20 protein-coding genes are annotated in these 19,693 nt (G+C 72.0%); 15 read left to right on the forward strand and 5 right to left on the reverse strand.

Annotated elements, in window-relative coordinates; genetic code table 11:
- Window positions 1–44: 44 nt before the first annotated feature.
- From pnuC to OG521_31120, 5 genes are read left to right on the forward strand one after another with little or no spacing between them, the layout of a single operon-like run.
- Window positions 45–698, forward strand: coding sequence for a nicotinamide riboside transporter PnuC (pnuC, locus tag OG521_31100; GenBank protein ID WUW24967.1), 654 nt, complete (start codon window positions 45–47; stop codon window positions 696–698).
- Window positions 695–1,774 (forward strand): AAA family ATPase, encoded by a 1,080-nt coding sequence (locus OG521_31105; GenBank protein ID WUW24968.1) that lies wholly within the window; start codon window positions 695–697, stop codon window positions 1,772–1,774. The genes pnuC and OG521_31105 overlap by 4 nt, the downstream gene beginning before the upstream one ends.
- Entirely contained in the window at window positions 1,771–2,508 is a 738-nt protein-coding gene (locus OG521_31110; GenBank protein WUW24969.1) for an NUDIX hydrolase, read from the forward strand. The genes OG521_31105 and OG521_31110 overlap by 4 nt, the downstream gene beginning before the upstream one ends.
- On the forward strand, window positions 2,505–3,527 hold the full coding sequence (locus tag OG521_31115) for an ADP-ribosylglycohydrolase family protein (GenBank protein ID WUW24970.1): 1,023 nt from the start codon (window positions 2,505–2,507) through the stop codon (window positions 3,525–3,527). Before OG521_31110 ends, OG521_31115 begins: the two co-directional genes overlap by 4 nt.
- Window positions 3,528–3,530: 3 nt before the next feature.
- The gene (locus OG521_31120) at window positions 3,531–4,355 is read left to right on the forward strand and encodes a nucleotidyltransferase domain-containing protein (protein ID WUW24971.1); all 825 of its coding nucleotides are present in this window, start codon (window positions 3,531–3,533) and stop codon (window positions 4,353–4,355) included.
- Between the two features lie 33 nt (window positions 4,356–4,388).
- On the opposite strand, the gene OG521_31125 is transcribed toward OG521_31120, so the two are convergent.
- A complete protein-coding gene (locus OG521_31125) occupies window positions 4,389–5,111 on the reverse strand; it encodes a nucleotidyltransferase domain-containing protein (GenBank protein ID WUW24972.1) in 723 nt (240 codons plus the stop codon).
- 99 nt (window positions 5,112–5,210) lie between these two features.
- On the opposite strand from OG521_31125, the gene OG521_31130 reads away from it, so the two are divergent.
- The 6 genes from OG521_31130 to der all read left to right on the forward strand — a co-directional run bounded on the left by OG521_31130 (window position 5,211) and on the right by der (window position 10,297).
- The gene (locus tag OG521_31130; GenBank protein WUW24973.1) at window positions 5,211–5,642 is read left to right on the forward strand and encodes a YidB family protein; all 432 of its coding nucleotides are present in this window, start codon (window positions 5,211–5,213) and stop codon (window positions 5,640–5,642) included.
- Window positions 5,643–5,806: 164 nt separating this feature from the next.
- Window positions 5,807–6,169, forward strand: coding sequence for a chorismate mutase (gene aroH, locus OG521_31135; GenBank protein WUW24974.1), 363 nt, complete (start codon window positions 5,807–5,809; stop codon window positions 6,167–6,169).
- Window positions 6,166–7,251, forward strand: coding sequence for a prephenate dehydrogenase (locus OG521_31140; protein WUW24975.1), 1,086 nt, complete (start codon window positions 6,166–6,168; stop codon window positions 7,249–7,251). Before aroH ends, OG521_31140 begins: the two co-directional genes overlap by 4 nt.
- 124 nt (window positions 7,252–7,375) lie before the next feature.
- Window positions 7,376–8,092 (forward strand): (d)CMP kinase, encoded by a 717-nt coding sequence (gene cmk, locus OG521_31145; protein ID WUW24976.1) that lies wholly within the window; start codon window positions 7,376–7,378, stop codon window positions 8,090–8,092.
- On the forward strand, window positions 8,089–8,763 hold the full coding sequence (locus OG521_31150) for a 1-acyl-sn-glycerol-3-phosphate acyltransferase (protein WUW24977.1): 675 nt from the start codon (window positions 8,089–8,091) through the stop codon (window positions 8,761–8,763). Before cmk ends, OG521_31150 begins: the two co-directional genes overlap by 4 nt.
- A 64-nt stretch (window positions 8,764–8,827) precedes the next feature.
- On the forward strand, window positions 8,828–10,297 hold the full coding sequence (gene der / locus OG521_31155) for a ribosome biogenesis GTPase Der (protein ID WUW24978.1): 1,470 nt from the start codon (window positions 8,828–8,830) through the stop codon (window positions 10,295–10,297).
- Between the two features lie 132 nt (window positions 10,298–10,429).
- On the opposite strand, the gene OG521_31160 is transcribed toward der, so the two are convergent.
- Window positions 10,430–10,768 carry a hypothetical protein gene (locus OG521_31160; GenBank protein WUW24979.1) on the reverse strand — a complete coding sequence of 113 codons (339 nt, stop codon included), beginning with the start codon at window positions 10,766–10,768 and terminating at the stop codon, window positions 10,430–10,432.
- 137 nt (window positions 10,769–10,905) lie between these two features.
- Complete coding sequence (locus tag OG521_31165) at window positions 10,906–11,688, reverse strand: hypothetical protein (protein ID WUW24980.1); 783 nt, start codon at window positions 11,686–11,688, stop codon at window positions 10,906–10,908.
- A 675-nt stretch (window positions 11,689–12,363) separates the two neighbouring features.
- On the opposite strand from OG521_31165, the gene OG521_31170 reads away from it, so the two are divergent.
- Window positions 12,364–12,579, forward strand: coding sequence for an I78 family peptidase inhibitor (locus OG521_31170; protein ID WUW24981.1), 216 nt, complete (start codon window positions 12,364–12,366; stop codon window positions 12,577–12,579).
- A gap of 96 nt (window positions 12,580–12,675) precedes the next feature.
- On the opposite strand, the gene OG521_31175 is transcribed toward OG521_31170, so the two are convergent.
- A complete protein-coding gene (locus OG521_31175; GenBank protein ID WUW24982.1) occupies window positions 12,676–13,716 on the reverse strand; it encodes a phosphatase PAP2 family protein in 1,041 nt (346 codons plus the stop codon).
- Window positions 13,717–14,284: 568 nt separating this feature from the next.
- On the opposite strand from OG521_31175, the gene OG521_31180 reads away from it, so the two are divergent.
- Together OG521_31180 and OG521_31185 are read left to right on the forward strand one after the other, a co-directional pair.
- On the forward strand, window positions 14,285–16,015 hold the full coding sequence (locus tag OG521_31180; GenBank protein WUW24983.1) for an MFS transporter: 1,731 nt from the start codon (window positions 14,285–14,287) through the stop codon (window positions 16,013–16,015).
- A 109-nt stretch (window positions 16,016–16,124) separates the two neighbouring features.
- Window positions 16,125–17,336 carry an acyl-CoA dehydrogenase family protein gene (locus tag OG521_31185; GenBank protein WUW24984.1) on the forward strand — a complete coding sequence of 404 codons (1,212 nt, stop codon included), beginning with the start codon at window positions 16,125–16,127 and terminating at the stop codon, window positions 17,334–17,336.
- Window positions 17,337–17,374: 38 nt separating this feature from the next.
- On the opposite strand, the gene sepF is transcribed toward OG521_31185, so the two are convergent.
- Window positions 17,375–17,818, reverse strand: a complete 444-nt coding sequence (sepF, locus tag OG521_31190) for a cell division protein SepF (GenBank protein ID WUW24985.1) — start codon at window positions 17,816–17,818, stop codon at window positions 17,375–17,377.
- A 248-nt stretch (window positions 17,819–18,066) separates the two neighbouring features.
- Between sepF and OG521_31195 the strand changes: the two genes are divergently transcribed.
- The gene (locus tag OG521_31195; protein ID WUW24986.1) at window positions 18,067–19,368 is read left to right on the forward strand and encodes a DUF5685 family protein; all 1,302 of its coding nucleotides are present in this window, start codon (window positions 18,067–18,069) and stop codon (window positions 19,366–19,368) included.
- Window positions 19,369–19,693: the final 325 nt, after the last annotated feature.

Below are 19,693 nucleotides of genomic sequence, written 5' to 3' on the forward strand. Positions count from 1 at the left end.
CCCGTTCTGCCTTTATAGTCAGAGTGACTATTAAGGAGGCGGGCGTGAGTCTCGCGGACGTACTCGATCCCCTGCAGCAACCCCTGGTGACGGTTCTGGACACCCCGGTCAGCTGGACCGAGGTGCTGGGCTTCGGCAGCGGGGCGCTGTGCGTCTGGCTCGTGGCCCGCCAGCACCTCGCCAACTGGCCGATCGGCATCGCCAACAACGTCTTCTTCATCCTGCTGTTCACCCAGTCCGGGCTCTACGCGGACGCGGGTCTCCAGATCGTCTTCATCGTCCTTGCCGCGTACGGCTGGTGGACCTGGACCCACGGGGGTGGACCAGGGACGGACGGACTGCCGGTGCGGCGCACCACCCGCACCGAGTGGACCGGGCTGCTCGCGGCAGGGGCGGTGGGGACCCTCGCCCTGACCGTGCTGCTCGGCCGGGCCACCGACTCGACCGTGCCCTTCTGGGACGCGCTGACGACCGCGCTGTCCCTCGCGGCGACGTACGGGCAGTGCCGGAAGCTCGTCGAGTCGTGGTGGCTGTGGATCGCCGCCGACCTCGTGTACATCCCGCTGTACGCGTACAAGGAGCTCTATCTGACCTCGCTGCTGTACGCCGGGTTCCTGACGCTGTGCCTGATCGGCCTGCGCAACTGGACCCGGGACCTCGCCGTCCGCCCGCAGGAACCCGTGGAGGCCGTGGCATGAAGCCCTTCGGACACGGGCTGGTGCTCGGGAAGTTCTACCCCCCGCACGCCGGCCACCACCACCTCGTCCGCACCGCCCAGGACCGCTGCGAGCGGCTGACCGTGCTGGTCTGCGCCTCCTCGGTGGAATCCGTACCGCTCGCCGACCGGGTCGCGTGGATGCGCGAGGTGCACCCGGACGTGACGGTGGTGGGTGCCGTGGACGACACCCGGATGGATCTCCACGACCCGGCGGTCTGGGACGCCCACATGGCGGTCTTCACCGGAGCCGTGCCCGAACCCGTGGACGCCGTCTTCACCTCGGAGTCGTACGGGGACGAACTCGCCCGCCGCTTCGGCGCCGAGTCCGTCTGCGTCGACCCCGCACGCAGCGTCTTCCCGGTCTCCGGCACCGCCGTGCGCGCGGATCCGGCCGGCTGCTGGGACTTCCTCGAACCGCCGGTCCGGGCCGCGCTCGCCCGCCGGGTCGTCGTCCTCGGAGCCGAGTCCACCGGCACCACCACCCTGGCCCGCGACCTCGCGGGCCACTACCGCCGGCGCGGCGGCATCTGGGCGCACACCGGCTATGTCGCCGAGTACGGACGCGAGTTCAGCGAGCAGAAGCTGGCCGCGCTGCGCGCCCGGTGGCCCGGGGCCCAGTGGGAGGACGTCTCCTTCACCACCCATGACTTCCCCCTCATCGCCGAGACCCAGAACGCCCGCGAGGAGGCCGCCGCCCGCACCGGTTCGCCGCTGCTCGTCTGCGACACGGACTCCTTCGCCACGACCGTGTGGCACGAGCGGTACGTCGGCGGCCGCAACCCCCTGGTCGAGCGGACGGCCGACCGGGTCACCCACCACCTGTGGCTCCTCACCGACCACGAGGGCGTCGCCTTCGAGGACGACGGACTGCGCGACGGCGAGGAGCTGCGGCCCTGGATGACCGACCGCTTCCGCGCCGAACTCACCCGTACCGGACGCACGTTCACCGAGATCACCGGCAGCCGTCAGGACCGGCTGACCGCCGCCGTCGCGGCCGTCGACGCGCTGCTCGCCGCCGGCTGGGACTTCGCCGCACCCCTCCCGGAGCGACGATGAGCGACGCCGCCGCCCCCGAGGGGTACGACCCGCACGCCTTCGAACCCTTCGCCGTCACCGTCGACCTCGCCGTCTTCACGGTCCGCGAGTCGCGGCTGCACGTCCTGCTCGTCGAACGCGGCGAGGATCCGTACAAGGGCCGCTGGGCACTGCCCGGCGGCTTCGTACTGCCCCGGGAGTCCGCCGGGACCGCGGCGCGCAGGGAACTGGCCGAGGAGACCGGACTGACCGAGGACACCGTCTCGGCCCTCCACCTGGAGCAGTTGCGCACCTACAGCGAACCGGACCGCGACCCGAGGATGCGGGTCGTCTCCGTCGCCTACGCCGCCCTCGTCCCCGACCTGCCCGAACCGCGCGGCGGCGGCGACGCGGCCAGCGCCCAGTGGTGGGACGCCGGACACCTCGGCACGCTCGCCTTCGACCACGACCGCATTCTCGGCCACGCCCGCACCAGGATCGGCGCCAAACTCGAGTACACCTGCCTGGCCACCGCGTTCTGCCCGCCCGAATTCACCCTGGGAGAGCTCCAGCAGGTGTACGAGACGGTCTGGGGCGTCGAGCTGGACCGGCCCAACTTCCGGCGCAAGGTCCTCACCACGCCCGGCTTCGTCCAGGCCTCGGAAGGATCGCCGCGCCGCACCGGCGGACGGGGGAAACCGGCCGCCCTGTACCGGGCGGGTGCCGCGACCGCCCTGCACCCCCCACTCCTGCGACCGGAAGGAAGAAGCGCATGATCGTGACCAGGACCCTCACCAAACAGGCCGCCACCGGCGCGCTCACCGGGCTCGCGCTCGGCGACGCACTGGGCTTCCCGACCGAGTTCAACAACGTCCCCTCGATCCTCGCCAAGTGCGGGCCGTGGCGCCAGATGCGGCTGCCGAAGCCGGCGATCGTCACCGACGACACCCAGATGACCCTGGCCCTCGGCCGCGGAATCCGCACCGCCACGGACAGCGGACTGCTCACCCCGCTGCGCCTCGTGCGGCCGGTGCGCGACGAGTTCGTCGCCTGGTACCACTCACCCGACAACAACCGCGCCCCCGGCCGCACCTGCATGACCGCCTGCCGGCTGCTCGACAGCGACCGGCTCTGGCAGGAGGCCAGCCAGACCGGCTCCAAGGGCTGCGGCGCCAACATGCGCGTCGCTCCCGTCGGCCTCGTCCCCGGCCTCAGCGAGGAACAGCGCGCCGGCGCCGCCCAGCTCCAGGCCGCCCTCACCCACGGACACCCGACCGCGCTCGCCGCTTCCGACCTGACCGCCCGCGCGGTGTACCTGCTGGCGCAGGGCGCCGAGCCGATGGGCCTGATCGGTCAGCTGCGCAGCTACGCCTACGAGAACAGCAGCCGCTACCTCACCCGCTGGCTCGGGGACCTCTGGCGCTACGCGGGCGACTCCACCCCGGAGCAGTACATCCAGCGCGGCTGGGACGAGTGCCTGACCGCCCTGGCCCGGGTCCAGGACGCCCTGCGCCACCCGTCGCCGGAGACCGACCCCTGCGAGAGCACCGGAGACGGCTGGATCGCCGAGGAGGCCATCGCCACCGCCCTGCACTGCTTCCTGCTCTTCCCCGACGAACCCGTCACCGCCCTGCGCCGGGCCGCGTGCACCCGGGGCGACTCGGACTCGCTCGGCTGCCTGACCGGCGCCCTGGCCGGCGCGCACCTCGGCTCGGCGGCCTGGCCCAAGGAGTGGTCCGAGCGGATCGAGTACCGGAGCGATCTCCTGTCGCTGGCGGCGCTCTGGGACGCTTGAGCCATGCGCCACGACATCACCGGCCTCCAGGAGGCCGGACTGCCGGTCACGGACCTCGCCCCCGTCATCGCCGGGGAACGCCACCCGCTGCTGTTCGCCACGGTCTCCGGGGCGCATCTGTACGGGTTCCCCTCCCGGGACTCGGATGTGGACCTGCGGGGGGTCCACATCCTGCCCGCCGAGGACCTCGTCGGGCTCCGGGAGCCCGAGGAGACCCGCTCGCGGATGTGGGACAGCGACGACGGGGTGGAGATGGACCTGGTCACCCATGACCTCCGCAAGTTCGTCCGGCTGATGCTGAAGCCGAACGGCTACGTGCTGGAACAGCTGCTCTCGCCCCTGGTCGTGCACACGACGGCCGCGCACGCGGAGCTGGTGGCGCTCGCCCCCGGCGTCCTGACCCGCAACCACGCCCACCACTACCGGGGGTTCGCCGGCACCCAGTGGCGGCTCTTCGAGAAGACCGGCGAACTGAAGCCGCTCCTGTACACCTTCCGGGCGCTGCTCACCGGCATCCACCTGATGCGCGACGGCGAGGTGCTGGCCCATCTGCCCTCGCTCCTCGACCGGGTGGCGGCGCCGTCCTACCTCCCCGGACTGATCACGGCCAAGGCCGCGGCCGAGCACGGGGGAGCGGACGGGGTGGACGGTCCCACCGCGGCCCGGGACGTGGAGTCGCTGCACCGGGTGCTCGACGAGGCGCAGGCCGGCTCGGGGCTCCCGGATGCTCCGGGCGCGTTCGACGCGCTGCACGACCTGGTGGTACGCGCCCGGCTCGCCCCGCGGGCGGTCCCGGAACCGGCGGCTGTGCAGGCGGCAGCGGTCTGAGGGGCGGCCGGTGGCCGGTCGCGGCTGCCGGGTTCAGCCCGTAGGGCCCTCACCGGCCGGTGACACCGCCAGGGCCGACGCCCGCCGGGCACGGATCAGGAAGTCCTCGATCCGTGCCCGGTCCGGCAGCTCCGGCAGCGGGGAGACGGCGGCCGCCTCGTCGCCCTCCGTCGCCAGCCGGGTCATCCGCCGCTCCACCTCCGGCCAGGCCACCTCGCCCCGCTTGACCGCCAGCAGCTCCTCCCTGGCGGACCCCACCTCGATGATGAGCTCGCCGGTGCGCAGCAGGTCCCGGCAGCTCGTCAGCAGCCGGAGCAGGTGCATCGCGTGCTTCCAGCGCGGCGCCCCGTACTGCCGGACATCGGCCTCCAGCTTGCGGCGCTGCCCCAGCGCGTACCGGACGAAGGTCTGATGGGCCTGCCGGGACAGGAAGGCCCCGCGCAACGAGAGGAGTTCCCGGCCGGTCGCGTCGATCCGCTCCACCAGGGGCGAGTGCAGGCACTCCAGCACGTTCGGATTGGCCCGCAGCGCCAGCTCGCAGAACCGCTCCAGCTCCCAGGAGAACTGCTCGTCGGCCGGCCCCTCGACATGCGTCGGAGGCTTGTCGAACCGCCAGAACAGCGGGGTCGGGGCGAGGAACACCCCGCGCCGGTCGGTGTCGCTGGCGTCCGTGGCCAGACCGAACGCCCGCGAGCCCATCACACAGGAGTAGACCGTGTGGTCGCGCACCAGGGCCTCGTCGCCGGGAGTGATCATGCGGGGAGGGTACGCGAGGGGGCCGTCGCGTCCGAGTGGCAGCGGCTCCGGATCTGGCCGACATTGTCGATGAATCATCCCCTTTCGGAAGGCGGAACCATGGCGGGAAACGATCTCGGTAGCCTGCTCGGCGGTCTGCTGGGCGGCAGTGGTCAGAGCGGTGGCGCCGGTGGCGCCGGGAACATCCTCGGCTCACTGCTCGGAGCGCTGGGCGGGGCCAAGGGCGGGAGCGGCGGCAGCGGCAACGCACTCGAAGGGCTGATCGGCATGCTCACGAAGTCCGGGCTCGTCGACCAGGCGCAGTCGTGGGTCGGCACCGGCGAGAACAAGCCGGTCAGCGGCGCGCAGATCGCCGAGGCCCTGCCGGACGAGACGCTCCGGAAGGTCGCTCAGGACGCCGGGGTCTCCACCGAGCAGGCCGCGGACGAGATCGCCAGGTCGCTGCCGAAGACTGTCGACAAACTGACTCCGGCCGGTGAGGTGCCCCAGGGCGGCTCGATCGAGGACCTGATCCGGGAGCAGCAGCTCTGAACCGTGCCGCCGGGCGCGGGTGCGGGGGACCGCACCACGGCACCCGCGCCCGCGCGCATGCCGTCGCCGCGTCTCACGGACAGGGCGGCCCGGCAGCGGAAGGCACCGCCCCTCTACGCTGAAACACAAGCGCAGATGCGGCAGGCACAGGCAAGGAGCACGACGTGGCGGTACGAGCGGTCCGCGGAGCCGTCCAGCTGGAGCGGGACGAGGCCGGACACATGGACGAGCAGGTCAGCGCCCTGCTCACCGCCGTCCTCGAACGCAACAGCCTGGTCCCCGACGACCTGATCAGCATCTGGTTCACGGCCACCCCCGATCTGCACTGCGACTTCCCGGCCGCCGCGGCGCGCGGGATCGGTATCGTCGACGTACCGCTGATCTGCGCCCAGGAGCTGGACATCGAAGGTGCCATGCCCCGGGTGGTGCGGATCCTCGCCCATGTCGAGACGTATCTCGCCAAGTCCGAGATCGCCCACGTCTACCTCGGCGCCACCGCCGCCCTCCGCAAGGACATCGCCCAGTGAGAACCGCCGTCGTCATCGGAACGGGCCTCGTCGGCACCTCCGCAGCCCTCGCCCTCTCCGGGCGCGGCATCACGGTCCACCTCGTCGACCACGACCCGGAGTCGGCCCGCACGGCGGCCGCCCTCGGCGCCGGCACGGACACACCGCCGGAGGGCCGCGTCGACCTGGCGATCGTCGCCGTGCCGCCGGCCCACACCGCGACCGTGCTGGCCGCCGCCATGAGCGACGGTGTCGCCCGCGGCTACCTCGACGTCGCGAGCGTCAAGGGCGGCCCGCGCCGCGAGCTGGAGGCGCTCGGCGTCGACCTCACCCCCTACATCGGTACGCACCCCATGGCCGGCAAGGAGCGCTCGGGCCCGCTCGCGGGCACCGCCGACCTCTTCGAGGGCCGCCCCTGGGTGCTCACGCCCACCCGTGACACCGACACCGAGGTGCTGAACCTCGCCCTGGAGCTCGTCGCGCTCTGCCGCGCCGTCCCGGTCGTCATGGACGCCGACGCCCACGACCGGGCCGTCGCCCTCGTCTCCCACACCCCGCAGCTGATCTCGTCGATGGTCGCCGCCCGGCTGGAGGAGGCCGACGAGACCGCGGTGCGCCTGTGCGGGCAGGGCATCAGGGACGTCACCAGGATCGCGGCATCCGACCCGCGGATGTGGGTGGAGATCCTGTCCGCCAACCCCGGACCCGTCGCCGACGTCCTCGCCGGGGTCGCCGCCGACCTCGACGAGACCGTCACCGCCCTGCGCGGGCTCCAGTCCGCCGACGAGGACAAGCGGCGCGCGGGCACCGAGGGGATCCAGGACGTCCTGCGCCGCGGCAACGCCGGCCGCGTCAGGGTCCCCGGCAAGCACGGCGCCGCCCCCTCCTCGTACGAGATCGTGGCCGTCCTCATCAGCGACCGCCCCGGCGAGCTGGCCGGGATCTTCGCCGACGCGGGCCGGGCCGGGGTCAACGTCGAGGACGTGCGGATCGAGCACGCGACCGGTCAGCAGGCGGGTCTGGTCCAGCTCATGGTCGAGCCGAGTGCGGCCCCCGCGCTGAGCGACGCCCTGCGCGAGCGCGGCTGGTCGATCCGGCAGTAGCCCTTGGGGCACCGGGCCGGGAGGCACTTGTCCACAGGGGTGGTCGGGAGCACGCCGACACTCGGTAACCTTGTGCGGGGCGGGTTCGCGCGTCCCCGTCCCGCCCACCCCGTGTACCAGGAAGGTGTCCACCACCGTGGAAACCGTAAGCACCGCCGCCCGGACCGCCCCGGCCGCAGTGATCGTCGCCATCGACGGCCCCTCCGGCACCGGCAAGTCCAGCACGTCCAAGGCCGTCGCCGCCCAGCTCGGCCTCAGCTACCTGGACACCGGTGCCCAGTACCGGGCGATCACCTGGTGGATGCTGAACAACGGCATCGACGTCCACGACGCGACGGAGGTGGCGACGGCGGCCGCCAAGCCGGTCATCGTCTCCGGCACCGACCCCACCGGCCCCACGATCACCGTCGACGGCGAGGACGCCGCCGGCCCGATCCGTACCCAGGAGGTCACCTCCAAGGTCAGCGCCGTCAGCGCCGTCCCCGAGGTGCGCACCCGGATCACCGAGCTCCAGCGCACCATCGCCGCCGGGGCGGAGAAGGGCATCGTGGTCGAGGGCCGCGACATCGGCACCACCGTGCTGCCCGAGGCCGACATCAAGATCTTCCTGACCGCGTCGCCCGAGGCGCGTGCCGCCCGCCGCAGCGGTGAGGTCAAGGGCTCCGATCTCGCCGCCACCAAGGAGGCGCTGATCAAGCGGGACGCCGCGGACTCCGGCCGCAAGACCTCGCCCCTGGCCAAGGCGGACGACGCGGTCGAGGTGGACACCACCGAGCTGACCCTCCAGCAGGTCATCGAGTGCGTCGTCACCCTCGTCGGGGAGAAGCAGGCCGCGAAGTGACACCTGCCACGGGCGCACCCACGCTGCGCGGAGCGGCGGTCGGGCGCGGCATCGGGATCGGGCTGATGTACGGGCTCTTCAAGCCCCGTGTCCTCGGCGCGTGGCGGGTCCCCGCCTCCGGACCCGTCATACTCGCGGTGAACCACTCGCACAACATCGACGGGCCGATGCTGATGGGCACCGCGCCCCGGCCCGTCCACTTCCTGATCAAGAAAGAGGCGTTCGTCGGCCCCCTGGACCCGTTCCTGCGCGGAATCGGTCAGCTGAAGGTGGACCGCACGACCGTCGATCGCACCGCCATCACCCACGCCCTCGGCGTGCTGGAGGACGGCGGGGTGCTCGGGATCTTCCCCGAGGGCACCAGGGGCGAAGGGAACTTCGCCTCGCTGCGCGCCGGGCTCGCGTATTTCGCGGTACGGAGCGGAGCGCCGATCGTGCCCGTGGCCGTACTGGGAAGCACGGAGCGCCGCGGACGGTTGATATCGGCACTGCCTCCGCTGCGCAGCCGCGTCGATGTCGTCTTCGGTGAGGCATTCGCGGCGCAAGAGGGCGTGGTGGGCGGCAGCGGCCGTCGGACGCGCAGGGCGCTGGACGAGGCGACCGTGCGGATCCAGGGGCGGCTGACCGGCCACCTGGAGCAGGCCGGGCGCCTCACCGGGCGCACCGGGTAAGACTTGAGTAGTGGACCGCGTGCTGCGTGGTCCATCGATGATGATGCAAAGAGGAACGGACTTCATGAACGACCAGATTCACTCCGGCGGCTCGGACCACGAGCACGGAGCACTTGGCGATGCCGAGTACGCGGAGTTCATGGAGCTCGCCGCGCAGGAGGGGTTCGACCCCGAGGACGTCGAGGGAGCCATTGGCGAGGCCGGTCATGGACCGCTCCCCGCTCTCGCCGTCGTCGGCCGCCCCAACGTCGGCAAGTCGACGCTGGTCAACCGGATCATCGGCCGTCGTGAGGCCGTCGTCCAGGACAAGCCGGGCGTCACCCGTGACCGCGTCAGCTACGAGGCCGAGTGGGCGGGCCGCCGCTTCAAGGTCGTCGACACCGGCGGCTGGGAGCAGGACGTCCTCGGTCTGGACGCCTCCGTGGCCGCCCAGGCCGAGTACGCGATCGAGATGGCCGACGCGGTCGTCTTCGTCGTCGACTCCACGGTCGGCGCCACCGACACCGACGAAGCCGTCGTCAAGCTGCTGCGGCGCTCCGGCAAGCCGGTCGTGCTCTGCGCCAACAAGGTCGACGGGCAGAGCGGCGAGGCGGACGCCACCGCGCTCTGGTCGCTCGGTCTCGGCCAGCCGCACCCCGTCTCCTCGCTGCACGGCCGCGGCACCGGCGACATGCTGGACGCCGTCCTGGAGGCGCTTCCCGAGGCCCCGGCCCAGTCGTTCGGCACCGCGCTCGGCGGACCGCGCCGCATCGCGCTGATCGGCCGCCCGAACGTCGGCAAGTCCTCGCTGCTGAACAAGGTGGCGAACGAGGACCGCGTCGTCGTCAACGAGCTGGCCGGCACCACCCGTGACCCGGTCGACGAGCTGATCACGCTCGGCGGCATCACCTGGAAGTTCATCGACACGGCCGGCATCCGGCGCCGCGTCCACCTCCAGGAGGGCGCGGACTACTACGCCTCGCTGCGTACCGCCGCCGCCGTGGAGAAGGCCGAGGTCGCCGTCATCCTGATCGACTCCAGCGAGTCGATCAGCGTGCAGGACCAGCGCATCGTGACCATGGCCGTCGAGGCCGGACGCGCGATCGTCGTCGCCTTCAACAAGTGGGACACCCTCGACGAGGAGCGCCGCTACTACCTGGAGCGCGAGATCGAGACGGAGCTCGCGCAGGTCGCGTGGGCCCCCCGGGTCAACGTCTCGGCCCTCACCGGCCGGCACATGGAGAAGCTGGTCCCGGCGATCGAGACCGCCCTGGACGGCTGGGAGACCCGCGTCCCGACGGGTCGGCTCAACGCCTTCCTCGGCGAGATCGTCGCCTCCCACCCGCACCCCGTCCGCGGCGGCAAGCAGCCGCGCATCCTCTTCGGCACCCAGGCGGGCACCAAGCCGCCGCGCTTCGTGCTCTTCGCGTCCGGTTTCCTGGAGCACGGTTACCGCCGCTTCGTCGAGCGCCGGCTGCGCGAGGAGTTCGGCTTCGAGGGCACCCCGATCCACATCTCGGTGCGGGTCCGCGAGAAGCGCGGCCGCAACAAGTAGCCGACCGGTGACGCCGCCCGGCGCGTGAGCGCCAGGGACGGCGTCACGGCGTCTCAGGGGCTCCAGGAGCCCCGGACACGACGGAGCCCCTGACCACTCGGTGTACGAGCGGTCAGGGGCTCTTGCGTGCGGTCAGGCTCCCCGAGAGCCCGGCGGCAGCGCCGCAGGCTGGACGCGCCCCGCGTGCCGTCCGACGCGCTGCCACGAGCCGAGGCTCCCGGTGTGGGTGCTCGGCCCGCTGCCGTGCCCGCCCGTGCCACCGGCCGTGCTGCCCGTCCCGCCGTGCCCCGAGTGGCTGCTCAGGGAGGTCCGGGAGCCGAAGAGCCCGGCCCCGAAGGCCGGCAGGCCCAGACTCTCCTCGCCGCTCCGGTCACCTGGCAACGCCCGGAACGACCTGCGGTACTCGGAGTACAGCGCGTCGTAGATCGGGGTGTGGGACGGGCCGCCCGATGGGTCCTGCGCGGGACGCATCGCAGGGATCGGGCTCGGACGCTGGTGGGAGGGGTCGTATGAGTGCACGTATGTGCCAACGACCCCGCCGTCCGTCGGATGCGGTCCCGCGGGAGAAATAGCTGTTCGCCGCGGGTGCACGGGGTGCACGGACATGATCAGGTCCCGGCCAGCGGCATCGCCGCGGCGACCAGGATTCCGCCGGCCGCGGCCTTCTCCAGGGCGTCGCGCAGCAGGTCCTCGCGGGGCTGCTGGCCGATCGAGCCGGCCGGTGCGGCGTAGACCAGCACGGTCTGCGACTTGTTGGCCGCCGTCCGCCAGCCCTCGGTGACCTGGAGGGGCGCGTGCGCCTGCCACCAGGCCACCGGGGAGCCGCCGCCCGTGCCGGGCTGGAGCACGGCGTGCAGCTGCCCCATGGCCAGCAGGATCGACCAGCCGTGCAGCACCTCGGGCACCTGGTCCATCCGCTGCACCGGGTGGAATCCCTGCTCCAGGAGCAGCTGGAGGAACTCGTCACCGCCACTGCCGTCCGTGCCGGGGCGGGCGATCGCCCCGGTCGGCTCGACGACCAGGGCGGGGTGCAGCTCGTCGTCGATCAGGACGAGGCCGCTGGTGATGCCCAGGACCGCCTGATCGGGCGTGAGCCGGTCCTGTTCCTCCTGCTCGCCGCCGGTGATGCTGCGGACGGCCCCCTGCAGCTGCTCCTCGGCGACCTGGACGACCTGGGAGGGGATGCAGGTCGCGTGGGCGAAGGCGAGGACGGCCGTCTCGTCGCCGACGAACAGCACCGTGCTGGTGCGCTCCTGCTCGGAGTCGCCGGGGGTGCGGCAGGAGGTGCAGTCGTAACTGCCGGGGGCGTTGTCGCCGACGAGCAGCCGGTCGGCTTCGGCGTCGCCGATCTCGGCGCGTACGTCCTCGCTGACGTCGAGCATGCGCGGCACGGGTGGCTCCTCGAACTCGGTACGTGCGCCGGGCGGTTCCCGGCTCATGAAGGACACAACGGGTGAGCCGCTGCCGGGGTCACGCGAGAAGGGGAACAGAATCGAACCGGGCACGACGGTCACACCCGATATGCGTGGACACGTCCCTGAATGACAGGGAGTCGCACCTGCGCGTGAAGGGGGCGGTGTCCGCCTGTGTGCCGGGCCCCGGCGGACGCGCTGTGCGCGCGTGCCGGGGCGGTTGCCAGGGGCGGTGCCGGTGCCGGAATGCGGATGATCCGGGTGTCCGCTATACGGGCGGACCGGTGCCCGGAGCGGCGGGGTGGTGCGGTGGTGTGGATATCGTCACCTCCGGATAAGGGTGCGATAAGGAAGGGTGAATTCCCGGTGGTGTGTTCATTTACGGGGGTCATTGCGGCGAAAATTCGACGTCACCCGGTAGTGAGTATTCCGCTTGTTTTCCGGCCCATTCCGACCCCTGCCGATGATCGTTTCCGGTCCTGTGTGATTACTGTGTGTCCCATGCTGAATCGCACGTTCGGGTGAAGAAGTTCGAAGGGTTCGCCTGTGGTGATCCTGTGACACAAGTGTGACCGGCGAGGTACGTGAGGATGCGCTGCGGCGGGGTGGTGCCCCGGCTTCCGCCGCCGCGCGCGGCCGCCTACGGTGAGAGGCATGGCACCCATACCGACTCCTTCCGCCCAGCCCGACGACGCCACCGGCGCATACGTCGGCCTCGCCGCCGAGACCGCCGAACGGCGGGCCCGGGAGCGCGGCTGGACCACGGTCCGAGCCCTGCCGCCGGGCACCGTCATCACCATGGAGTTCCTGGGCGGCCGCATCAACTTCGAGGTCGACGGGGGCGTCGTCAGGCGCTGCTGGACCGGCTGAGACTCCCCGCCCCCGACGCACGGCGAAGGCCCCGACCGGAGTCGGGGCCTTCGTGCTGTACGGGGTGGTGCGCGCCGCTCCCGCGAGGCTGTGCGGTCAGCCGCCGGCCACCGGCCGGGCCGGAGCCGTACCACCGCGCGGTGTGCGGTCCGCGTGCGGCGGGCGGCGGCTGCCGGCCGGGGTGACCGGTGTCCGCTCGGAGCGCGCCGGATGGCCCTGGTGGGCCGGAGGCGTGCTGTGGGCGCGCGGGCGGCCGGTGACGGCCGTGACCACGGCCGTGGGGGGTCCGCTCGCACCGACCGGCTCCCGGGCCTCGCTCTGCGCCGCCGCCTCGCCCACGGCGGGCACGGCGGCCGGCACGGGCCGGGGGGTGTCCGCCGCGACGGGTGCCGGGGCCGGGGCCCCGCCACGCGCGCCCAGGCGCTCGCGGGCGGCGAAGATCCAGTTCTCGGCCCGGGTGATCAGCGGTTCCACCCAGGGCAGTCCCAGCAGGATCAGCAGTCCCGCCGCCCAGCCGAGGACCACGTCGCTGAGCCAGTGCGTGCCGAGGTAGACCGTGGTCAGACCGACGCCGAGCGAGACGATCGCCGACATGGCCGACAGGTACCGCCTGGCCCTCGGGGTGGCCGCCAGGTAGGCGAGGATTCCCCAGGTCACGACGGCGTTGGCGGTGTGGCCGGAGGGAAATATATCGCCGCCGGCGAAGAGCTCCGCCGAGCCGATCTGGGTGGCGTAGTGCGGTCCGAGCCGGCCGAGGCCGATCTTGACCGCGCCCACCGTCACGTTGAGCAGCAGCAGTGAGGCGCCCAGCGTGAGCAGGGGCCGCAGGGTGTGCTGCCGCCAGGAGCGCCAGCCCAGCCAGCAGGCGACCATGACCGCCGTCGGTCCGCGCTGGCCGAGGACGACGTAGTAGTCGAGGAAGGCGTGGATGCCCGGCCACTGCTGGTACGGCCGGAAGAGCATGACCTTCCAGTCGAGGGTCACCAGCCAGGACGACATGAGCACGGCAACGACGATGGCCACATAGAACGCCAACGTCCCGCCGAAGAGAGCGATGCGGTGACGGCTCATCCGCGGTGTCTCTATCTTCGGCGGTTCCGGCTCCCGGTCCAGACGGGCAAAGATGTCGGTACGCACCCAATCGACGTTACAGCGAGTGAGTGGGTGGCCCGGTCGATCCGGCCGCTTTGTGATGACGATGTGATGTGGACTATGTCTCAGTCCGGTTGCATTTTCCCGCGGCCCGGAGAATCCCGGGGTGCTTCCCCCGCATTTACTCGGCGGCCGTTCCCCAAGCGAATTCGGTGATTGAAGGAAAAGCGCACCGGATGGCGAAGTGCTATTGCCCCGGGCTCCCGCGGGGCCGAACGGACGGTATCGGTCCGGTTACTGGATGCCTTCGGCGGGGACCCGACGCGAGCCCCTCGAACCCCCGTGAACGCTCCGGGAACCCGTGTCCCAGCGGCCCACCGGCCGGTCGTCGCAGGTCGAGGCGGTGGCCATGAGGGGGCCCGGGGCGAGCGCCCGCAGTGGCGTACGCCACACTCGACGGCGCGACGGGGTATGAGATGGGCCACGTGTGGCCCTGCCGAACTCGCGTACGCTGGCGCATCACTCGCCCGTCGATGCCGGGCCCGGAGGGACAGCGGACGCTGGATCCCCGGGGGGCCTGCCGAGCGCGAGGGACCTTTTGGGAGGTAGATGCATGTCCGGGACGACCACAGCCCGAATCCGCCTGCGCGCAGCCGCCGACGGAGCCAATCGATGGGTCGTCCTGGTCGTTCTCTGCCTCAGTCTGCTGCTCGTGGCGCTCGACGCCACGGTGCTGCACGTCGCCGTCCCCGCCGTCACCGAGGACCTGCGGCCCAGTGCCGTCGGGCTGCTGTGGATCGTCGACGCCTACCCGCTGGTCTGTGCCTCCCTGCTGATCCTCTTCGGCACCCTCGGTGACCGCGTCGGGCGGCGGCGCATCCTGCTGCTCGGCTACGCGCTCTTCGGGGTCGCCTCCGCCGTCGCCGCCCTGGCCGACAGCGCGGGCGTGCTCATAGCGGCGCGGGCCATGCTCGGCGTCGGCGGCGCCATGATCATGCCGGCGACCCTGTCGATCCTGCGGCAGGTCTTCCCCGACCGCCGCGAGCGGGCCGTGGCGATCGGCGTGTGGACCGCCGTCGCCGCCGTCGGCGCCGCCACCGGGCCGGTCATCGGCGGCTTTCTCGTCGAACACTTCTGGTGGGGTTCGGTCTTCCTGATCAACATCCCGCTGATGGCCCTGATCCTGCCGGTCGCCCGGGTGCTGCTCCCCGAGTCCCGCGGCAGCGCCGACGGACCCTGGGACGTGTTCGGCGCGCTGATGGCCGCTGCCGGGGTGCTCGGCGTGGTCCTCGGCGTGAAGCGGGCGGGGACCGGCGAGGGGCTGCTCGGTCCCGGCACCCTGGTGCCGCTGCTGGCCGGGGCCGCGCTGCTGACCGCGTTCGTCCGCCGGCAGAGGCGGCGGACCCATCCGCTGATCGACATCGGGATGTTCGCCCGGCCCGCGTTCTCCACCGCGGTGGGCTGCATCGTCCTCGCCATGCTGGCCCTGGTCGGCCTGGAGCTGATCGCCGTCCAGTACCTCCAGCTCGTCCTGGACCTCAGCCCGCTGGAGACCGGTCTGCGGCTGCTGCCGCTCACCTTCGCAGCCATGGCCGCCGGCGCCACCGGCTCGTACACACTGCGCAGGATCGGGCCGCGCCGGATGGTCGGCTGGGGCTTCGTCCTGACGGCCGTCGCGGTGCTGATGCTGACCGCGATGGGCCAGCACGACCGGCCCGGCCTGCTGACCGCCTCCTTCGTCATCCTGGGCTTCGGCCTGCAGTCCACGCTCTTCGGGGCGTACGAGTCGATGCTCAGCGAGGCCCCCGCCGACCGGGCCGGAGGCGCGGCGGCGATAGGGGAGACCTCCTACCAGCTGGGCGCCGGCATGGGGATCGCTCTGCTCGGCAGCGTCATGAACGCCGCGTACACCCCCGGTCTGGCCGGGCTGCCCAAGGAGGGCGTCCCCGCGTCGGCGGGCGCCGCCGCCTCCCACTCGCTAGGCGAGGCCTACCAGGTCGCCGCCCAGCTCGGCGGTCCGCTGGGCACCGTGCTGCGCTCCACGGCCCGGGACGCCTTCATCGGCGGACTGCACATCACACTGCTGGTCAGCGCCGGGCTGCTGCTGCTGGGGGCGCTCGCCGCGCTCAAGCTGCCGCGGGTGATGGAGTGCCCGCCGCTGATCTGCGAGCCCGCGGAGTCCGCTGCCGGCCAGGAGGTGCCCGGGCAGCGCGACGCGGCCGGCCACCACGAGCTCCCGCAGCCGCGCGAGCTGCCGGACCGGGAGCGGGCCGAGGTGCTGCTGCGGCTGCCCGCGCGGCGCCGGCCGGCCGAGGCGACGGGCTCTGGACGCGCGGCACACTGAGTCGTAACGTCGGCACGGCGTCGTAACTAACACTGCTAGTTTTTGGTGTTCCCACCGACCCGTTCCCCACCGACCTCAGTACCGTGCGAGCCGCCGGAGGTACCCCCTCGTGTCCACCGCTCCGTCCTCGAAACTCCCGCCCTTCGACCCCCGCGACCCGATCGGCATCGACGATCTCCTGGGCGCCGACGACCTCGCGATCCGTGACACCGTCCGGGCCTGGGCCGGTGACCGGGTCCTGCCGCACATCGCCGAGTGGTACGAGAACGGCGAGCTGCCCGGCATCCGCGAGCTGGCCCGCGAGCTCGGTTCGCTCGGGGCCCTGGGCATGTCCCTCCAGGGGTACGGCTGCGCGGGCGCGACCGCGGTCCAGTACGGACTGGCCTGCCTGGAGCTGGAGGCCGCCGACTCCGGGATCCGCTCCCTCGTCTCCGTACAGGGCTCCCTCGCCATGTACGCCATCCACCGCTTCGGCTCCGAGGAGCAGAAGCGGCAGTGGCTGCCCGGCATGGCGGCCGGCGAGATCATCGGCTGCTTCGGCCTCACCGAACCCGACCACGGCTCCGACCCGGCCGGCATGCGCACGTACGCCAAGCGCGACGGCGAGGACTGGGTGCTCAGCGGGCGCAAGATGTGGATCACCAACGGCTCGGTCGCCGGGGTGGCCGTCGTCTGGGCGCAGACCGACGAGGGGAGTGCGGGCAGCGGCATCCGCGGATTCGTGGTGCCGACCGACGCCCCCGGCTTCTCCGCCCCCGAGATCCGGCACAAGTGGTCGCTGCGCGCCTCGGTCACCAGTGAGCTGATCCTGGACGAGGTGCGGCTGCCCGGCGATGCCGTACTGCCCGGCGTCACCGGGCTGCGCGGCCCTCTCAGCTGTCTCAGCCACGCCCGCTACGGCATCGTCTGGGGAGCCATGGGAGCCGCCCGGGCCAGCTTCGAGGCAGCCGTCGACTACGCGAGGACCCGTGAGCAGTTCGGGAAGCCGATCGGCGGCTTCCAGCTCACCCAGGCCAAGCTCGCCGACATGGCCGTCGAACTGCACAAGGGCATCCTGCTCGCCCACCACCTGGGCCGTCGGATGGACGCGGGCAGGCTCCGCCCGGAGCAGGTCAGTTTCGGAAAGCTGAACAACGTGCGTGAGGCCATCGAGATCTGCCGCACCTCGCGGACGATCCTCGGCGCCAACGGGATCTCACTGGAGTACCCGGTGATGCGTCACGCGACGAATCTGGAGTCGGTGCTCACCTACGAAGGAACCGTGGAGATGCACCAGCTGGTACTGGGCAAGGCGCTCACCGGCCTGGACGCGTTCCGGTGAACCGGAACGACGGCCCGACCGATCGGTGAGCGCCCCGCTCAGCTCTGGTTGAAGAAGCCGTCGGCCGGCCGGCCGGCGGCTTCGCCGTTGACGACCTGGGTGTCGGCGGGGGTCAGCAGGAAGACCCGGGTGGCCACGCGGTCGATCGACCCGCGCAGTCCGAAGATCAGCCCTGCGGCGAAGTCCACGACGCGCTTGGCGTCGGCGGAGTCCATGGACGTGAGGTTCATGATCACCGGGACGCCGTCCCGGAAGAGCTCTCCGATGCTCCGGGCGTCCCGGAAGCTGTCCGGGGTCACGGTGGCGATCCGGCGGCCCGTCTCCTCTGCCGCCTCCGATGCCACCCGCACCCGCGGATCGGTCACCCAGGCCTGACCGGTCCCGGTCCGTGCACCTTCGGCGTACTCGTCGTCGTCGTAGTACCGCTCGTCGTTGTCCTCTACGAGGCCCAGCCAGGCACTCGCCTTGCGCACCGATCCCATGGACGCCTCCTCTCACCGCGGTTCCTTGGCGTTCCGCATGCCTTTCGTATCCCTATGGTCGTCCATGATGCGGATCGTGCGCCAAGGGGATAGGCGGCGCGCAGGGCATTCGTGACGGTACTGGTGCAGAAGATGTGGCGATTCGTCAAGGTTCCTCCTGCATAAGGGCCCTGGAGATAAGAAAATATGGTCCTCCGGTCCGTACGGGTGACATGGGGGACGTACGGGTGAACGGGTCACTCGATACGATGCACGTCGCGCGGGCGCCCGAGCGCCGCGCACAGCTGAACGACTCCCGGGGGACGGCCGTGTTCGGAATAGTCAGGCCCTGCGCTCACCGCCTGTCGGAGGGGCTCAAGGCCGAGTGGATGGCCCATCTCTGCGGGCTCTGTCTGGCACTTCGCTCCGATCACGGGCAGTTCGCCCGGATCGTCACCAACTACGACGGTCTGATCGTCTCGGTCCTGACGGAGGCTCAGACCGAGCGCACCCCCGCGCAGCGGCGTACCGCCGGACCCTGCCCGCTGCGTGCCATGCGCACCGCGCCGGTCGCGCGCGGCGAGGGCGCCAGGCTCGCGGCCGCCGTCTCGCTGGTGCTGGCCTCCGCCAAGGTGCGTGACCACGTCGCCGACCGGGACGGCCTGTTGGCGCGCCGGCCGGTGGCCGCGGCCGCGCGCCGGGTCGCCGCGGGCTGGGACCGGGCCGGGGCGCGCACCGGCGCACAGCTCGGCTTCGACACCGCGGTGCTCGTCGACGCCGTCGACCGGCAGACCGGCATCGAGCTGCTCGCGGGGCCCGGCACCCCGCTGCTGACGGTCACCGAGCCCACCGAGACCGCCACCGCCGCGGCCTTCGCGCACACCGCCGTACTCGCGGGCAAGCCGCAGAACGCCGCCCCGCTGGCCGAGGCCGGCCGCCTCTTCGGGCGCCTCGCGCATCTGCTGGATGCCGTGGAGGACCAGGAAGCTGACGCCGCGTCGGGTGCCTGGAACCCGCTCACCGCGACCGGCACCTCGCGCGCCGAGGCCCGGCGGCTGTGCGACGACGCGCTGCGCGGCGTACGGCTGGCGCTGCGCGACGCGGAGTTCGCCGACGGCAAGCTGGCCCACGTGCTGCTGGCGCACGAACTGCGGCGGTCGGTGGACCGCGCGTTCGCCACGGACGCCTGTTCGCATCAGGGCGGCGGGCTCCTGACCGGAGCCGGCCATCCGTCAGAAGGCGGGCCCGCAGGGTCGTTCGGGCCGCCGCCGGGCAATCCGTACGCCCCCACCGGCCCCGGGGCACCCTTCGGCCCGCCGCAGCCGCCGCCCGAGCCCCCGCGCGACCGGCGCGGGCTCATCATGGGGTGCCTGGTGTGGGCCGGGCTCGCCTGCACCTGCCAGATGTGCTGCGGCACCTTCGACGACCCCTGGAGCCATCAGCGGCGTGAGGGGCTGTGCAGCCAGTGCGACTGCGGCGACTGCTGCGACGCCTGTGACTGCTGCAGCAACTGTGGCGACTGCTGCGATGGCTGTGACTGCTGCGACTGCGGGTGTGACTGCAGCTGCTGAGCCTGCGTCACCTGGAGCGAGGGGAGGGTGGTGCTGTGTTGTGTACGCGAGGGCACGCGGGGAGAAGGGCTCAGGCGCCGGTCACGGCGCGAGCGGCAGTGCGGGACGAAGCAGGGCGTCGGCTCAACAGGAACAGGACCACACGCGACCGAAGTCGATGTGGGAGCGCTTGACCAGCCACTGCTGCGAATACATGGCCCAAGTGGAACAGGCATCCGGTGGCCCGTCAACCGACCTGAGACGTACGGCTCACAGTGTGGACAGGCTTGACAACCCGCCGTGAACAGCGCTTACCTCGGAGGCGGATCGGGCTGAGGGGCCCGGT

The organism is Streptomyces sp. NBC_01463, from assembly GCA_036227345.1.
Classification (GTDB): domain Bacteria; phylum Actinomycetota; class Actinomycetes; order Streptomycetales; family Streptomycetaceae; genus Streptomyces.

Coding starts and splice junctions, on each gene's coding strand:
- OG521_31105 (WUW24968.1), top strand. CDS start 695: ATGAAGCCCTTCGGACACGGGCTGGTGCTCGGGAAGTTCTACCCCCCG.
- OG521_31110 (WUW24969.1), top strand. CDS start 1,771: ATGAGCGACGCCGCCGCCCCCGAGGGGTACGACCCGCACGCCTTCGAA.
- OG521_31115 (WUW24970.1), top strand. CDS start 2,505: ATGATCGTGACCAGGACCCTCACCAAACAGGCCGCCACCGGCGCGCTC.
- OG521_31120 (WUW24971.1), top strand. CDS start 3,531: ATGCGCCACGACATCACCGGCCTCCAGGAGGCCGGACTGCCGGTCACG.
- OG521_31125 (WUW24972.1), bottom strand. CDS start 5,111: ATGATCACTCCCGGCGACGAGGCCCTGGTGCGCGACCACACGGTCTAC.
- OG521_31130 (WUW24973.1), top strand. CDS start 5,211: ATGGCGGGAAACGATCTCGGTAGCCTGCTCGGCGGTCTGCTGGGCGGC.
- der (WUW24978.1), top strand. CDS start 8,828: ATGAACGACCAGATTCACTCCGGCGGCTCGGACCACGAGCACGGAGCA.
- OG521_31160 (WUW24979.1), bottom strand. CDS start 10,768: ATGCGTCCCGCGCAGGACCCATCGGGCGGCCCGTCCCACACCCCGATC.
- OG521_31170 (WUW24981.1), top strand. CDS start 12,364: ATGGCACCCATACCGACTCCTTCCGCCCAGCCCGACGACGCCACCGGC.
- OG521_31180 (WUW24983.1), top strand. CDS start 14,285: ATGTCCGGGACGACCACAGCCCGAATCCGCCTGCGCGCAGCCGCCGAC.
- sepF (WUW24985.1), bottom strand. CDS start 17,818: ATGGGATCGGTGCGCAAGGCGAGTGCCTGGCTGGGCCTCGTAGAGGAC.
- OG521_31195 (WUW24986.1), top strand. CDS start 18,067: ATGCACGTCGCGCGGGCGCCCGAGCGCCGCGCACAGCTGAACGACTCC.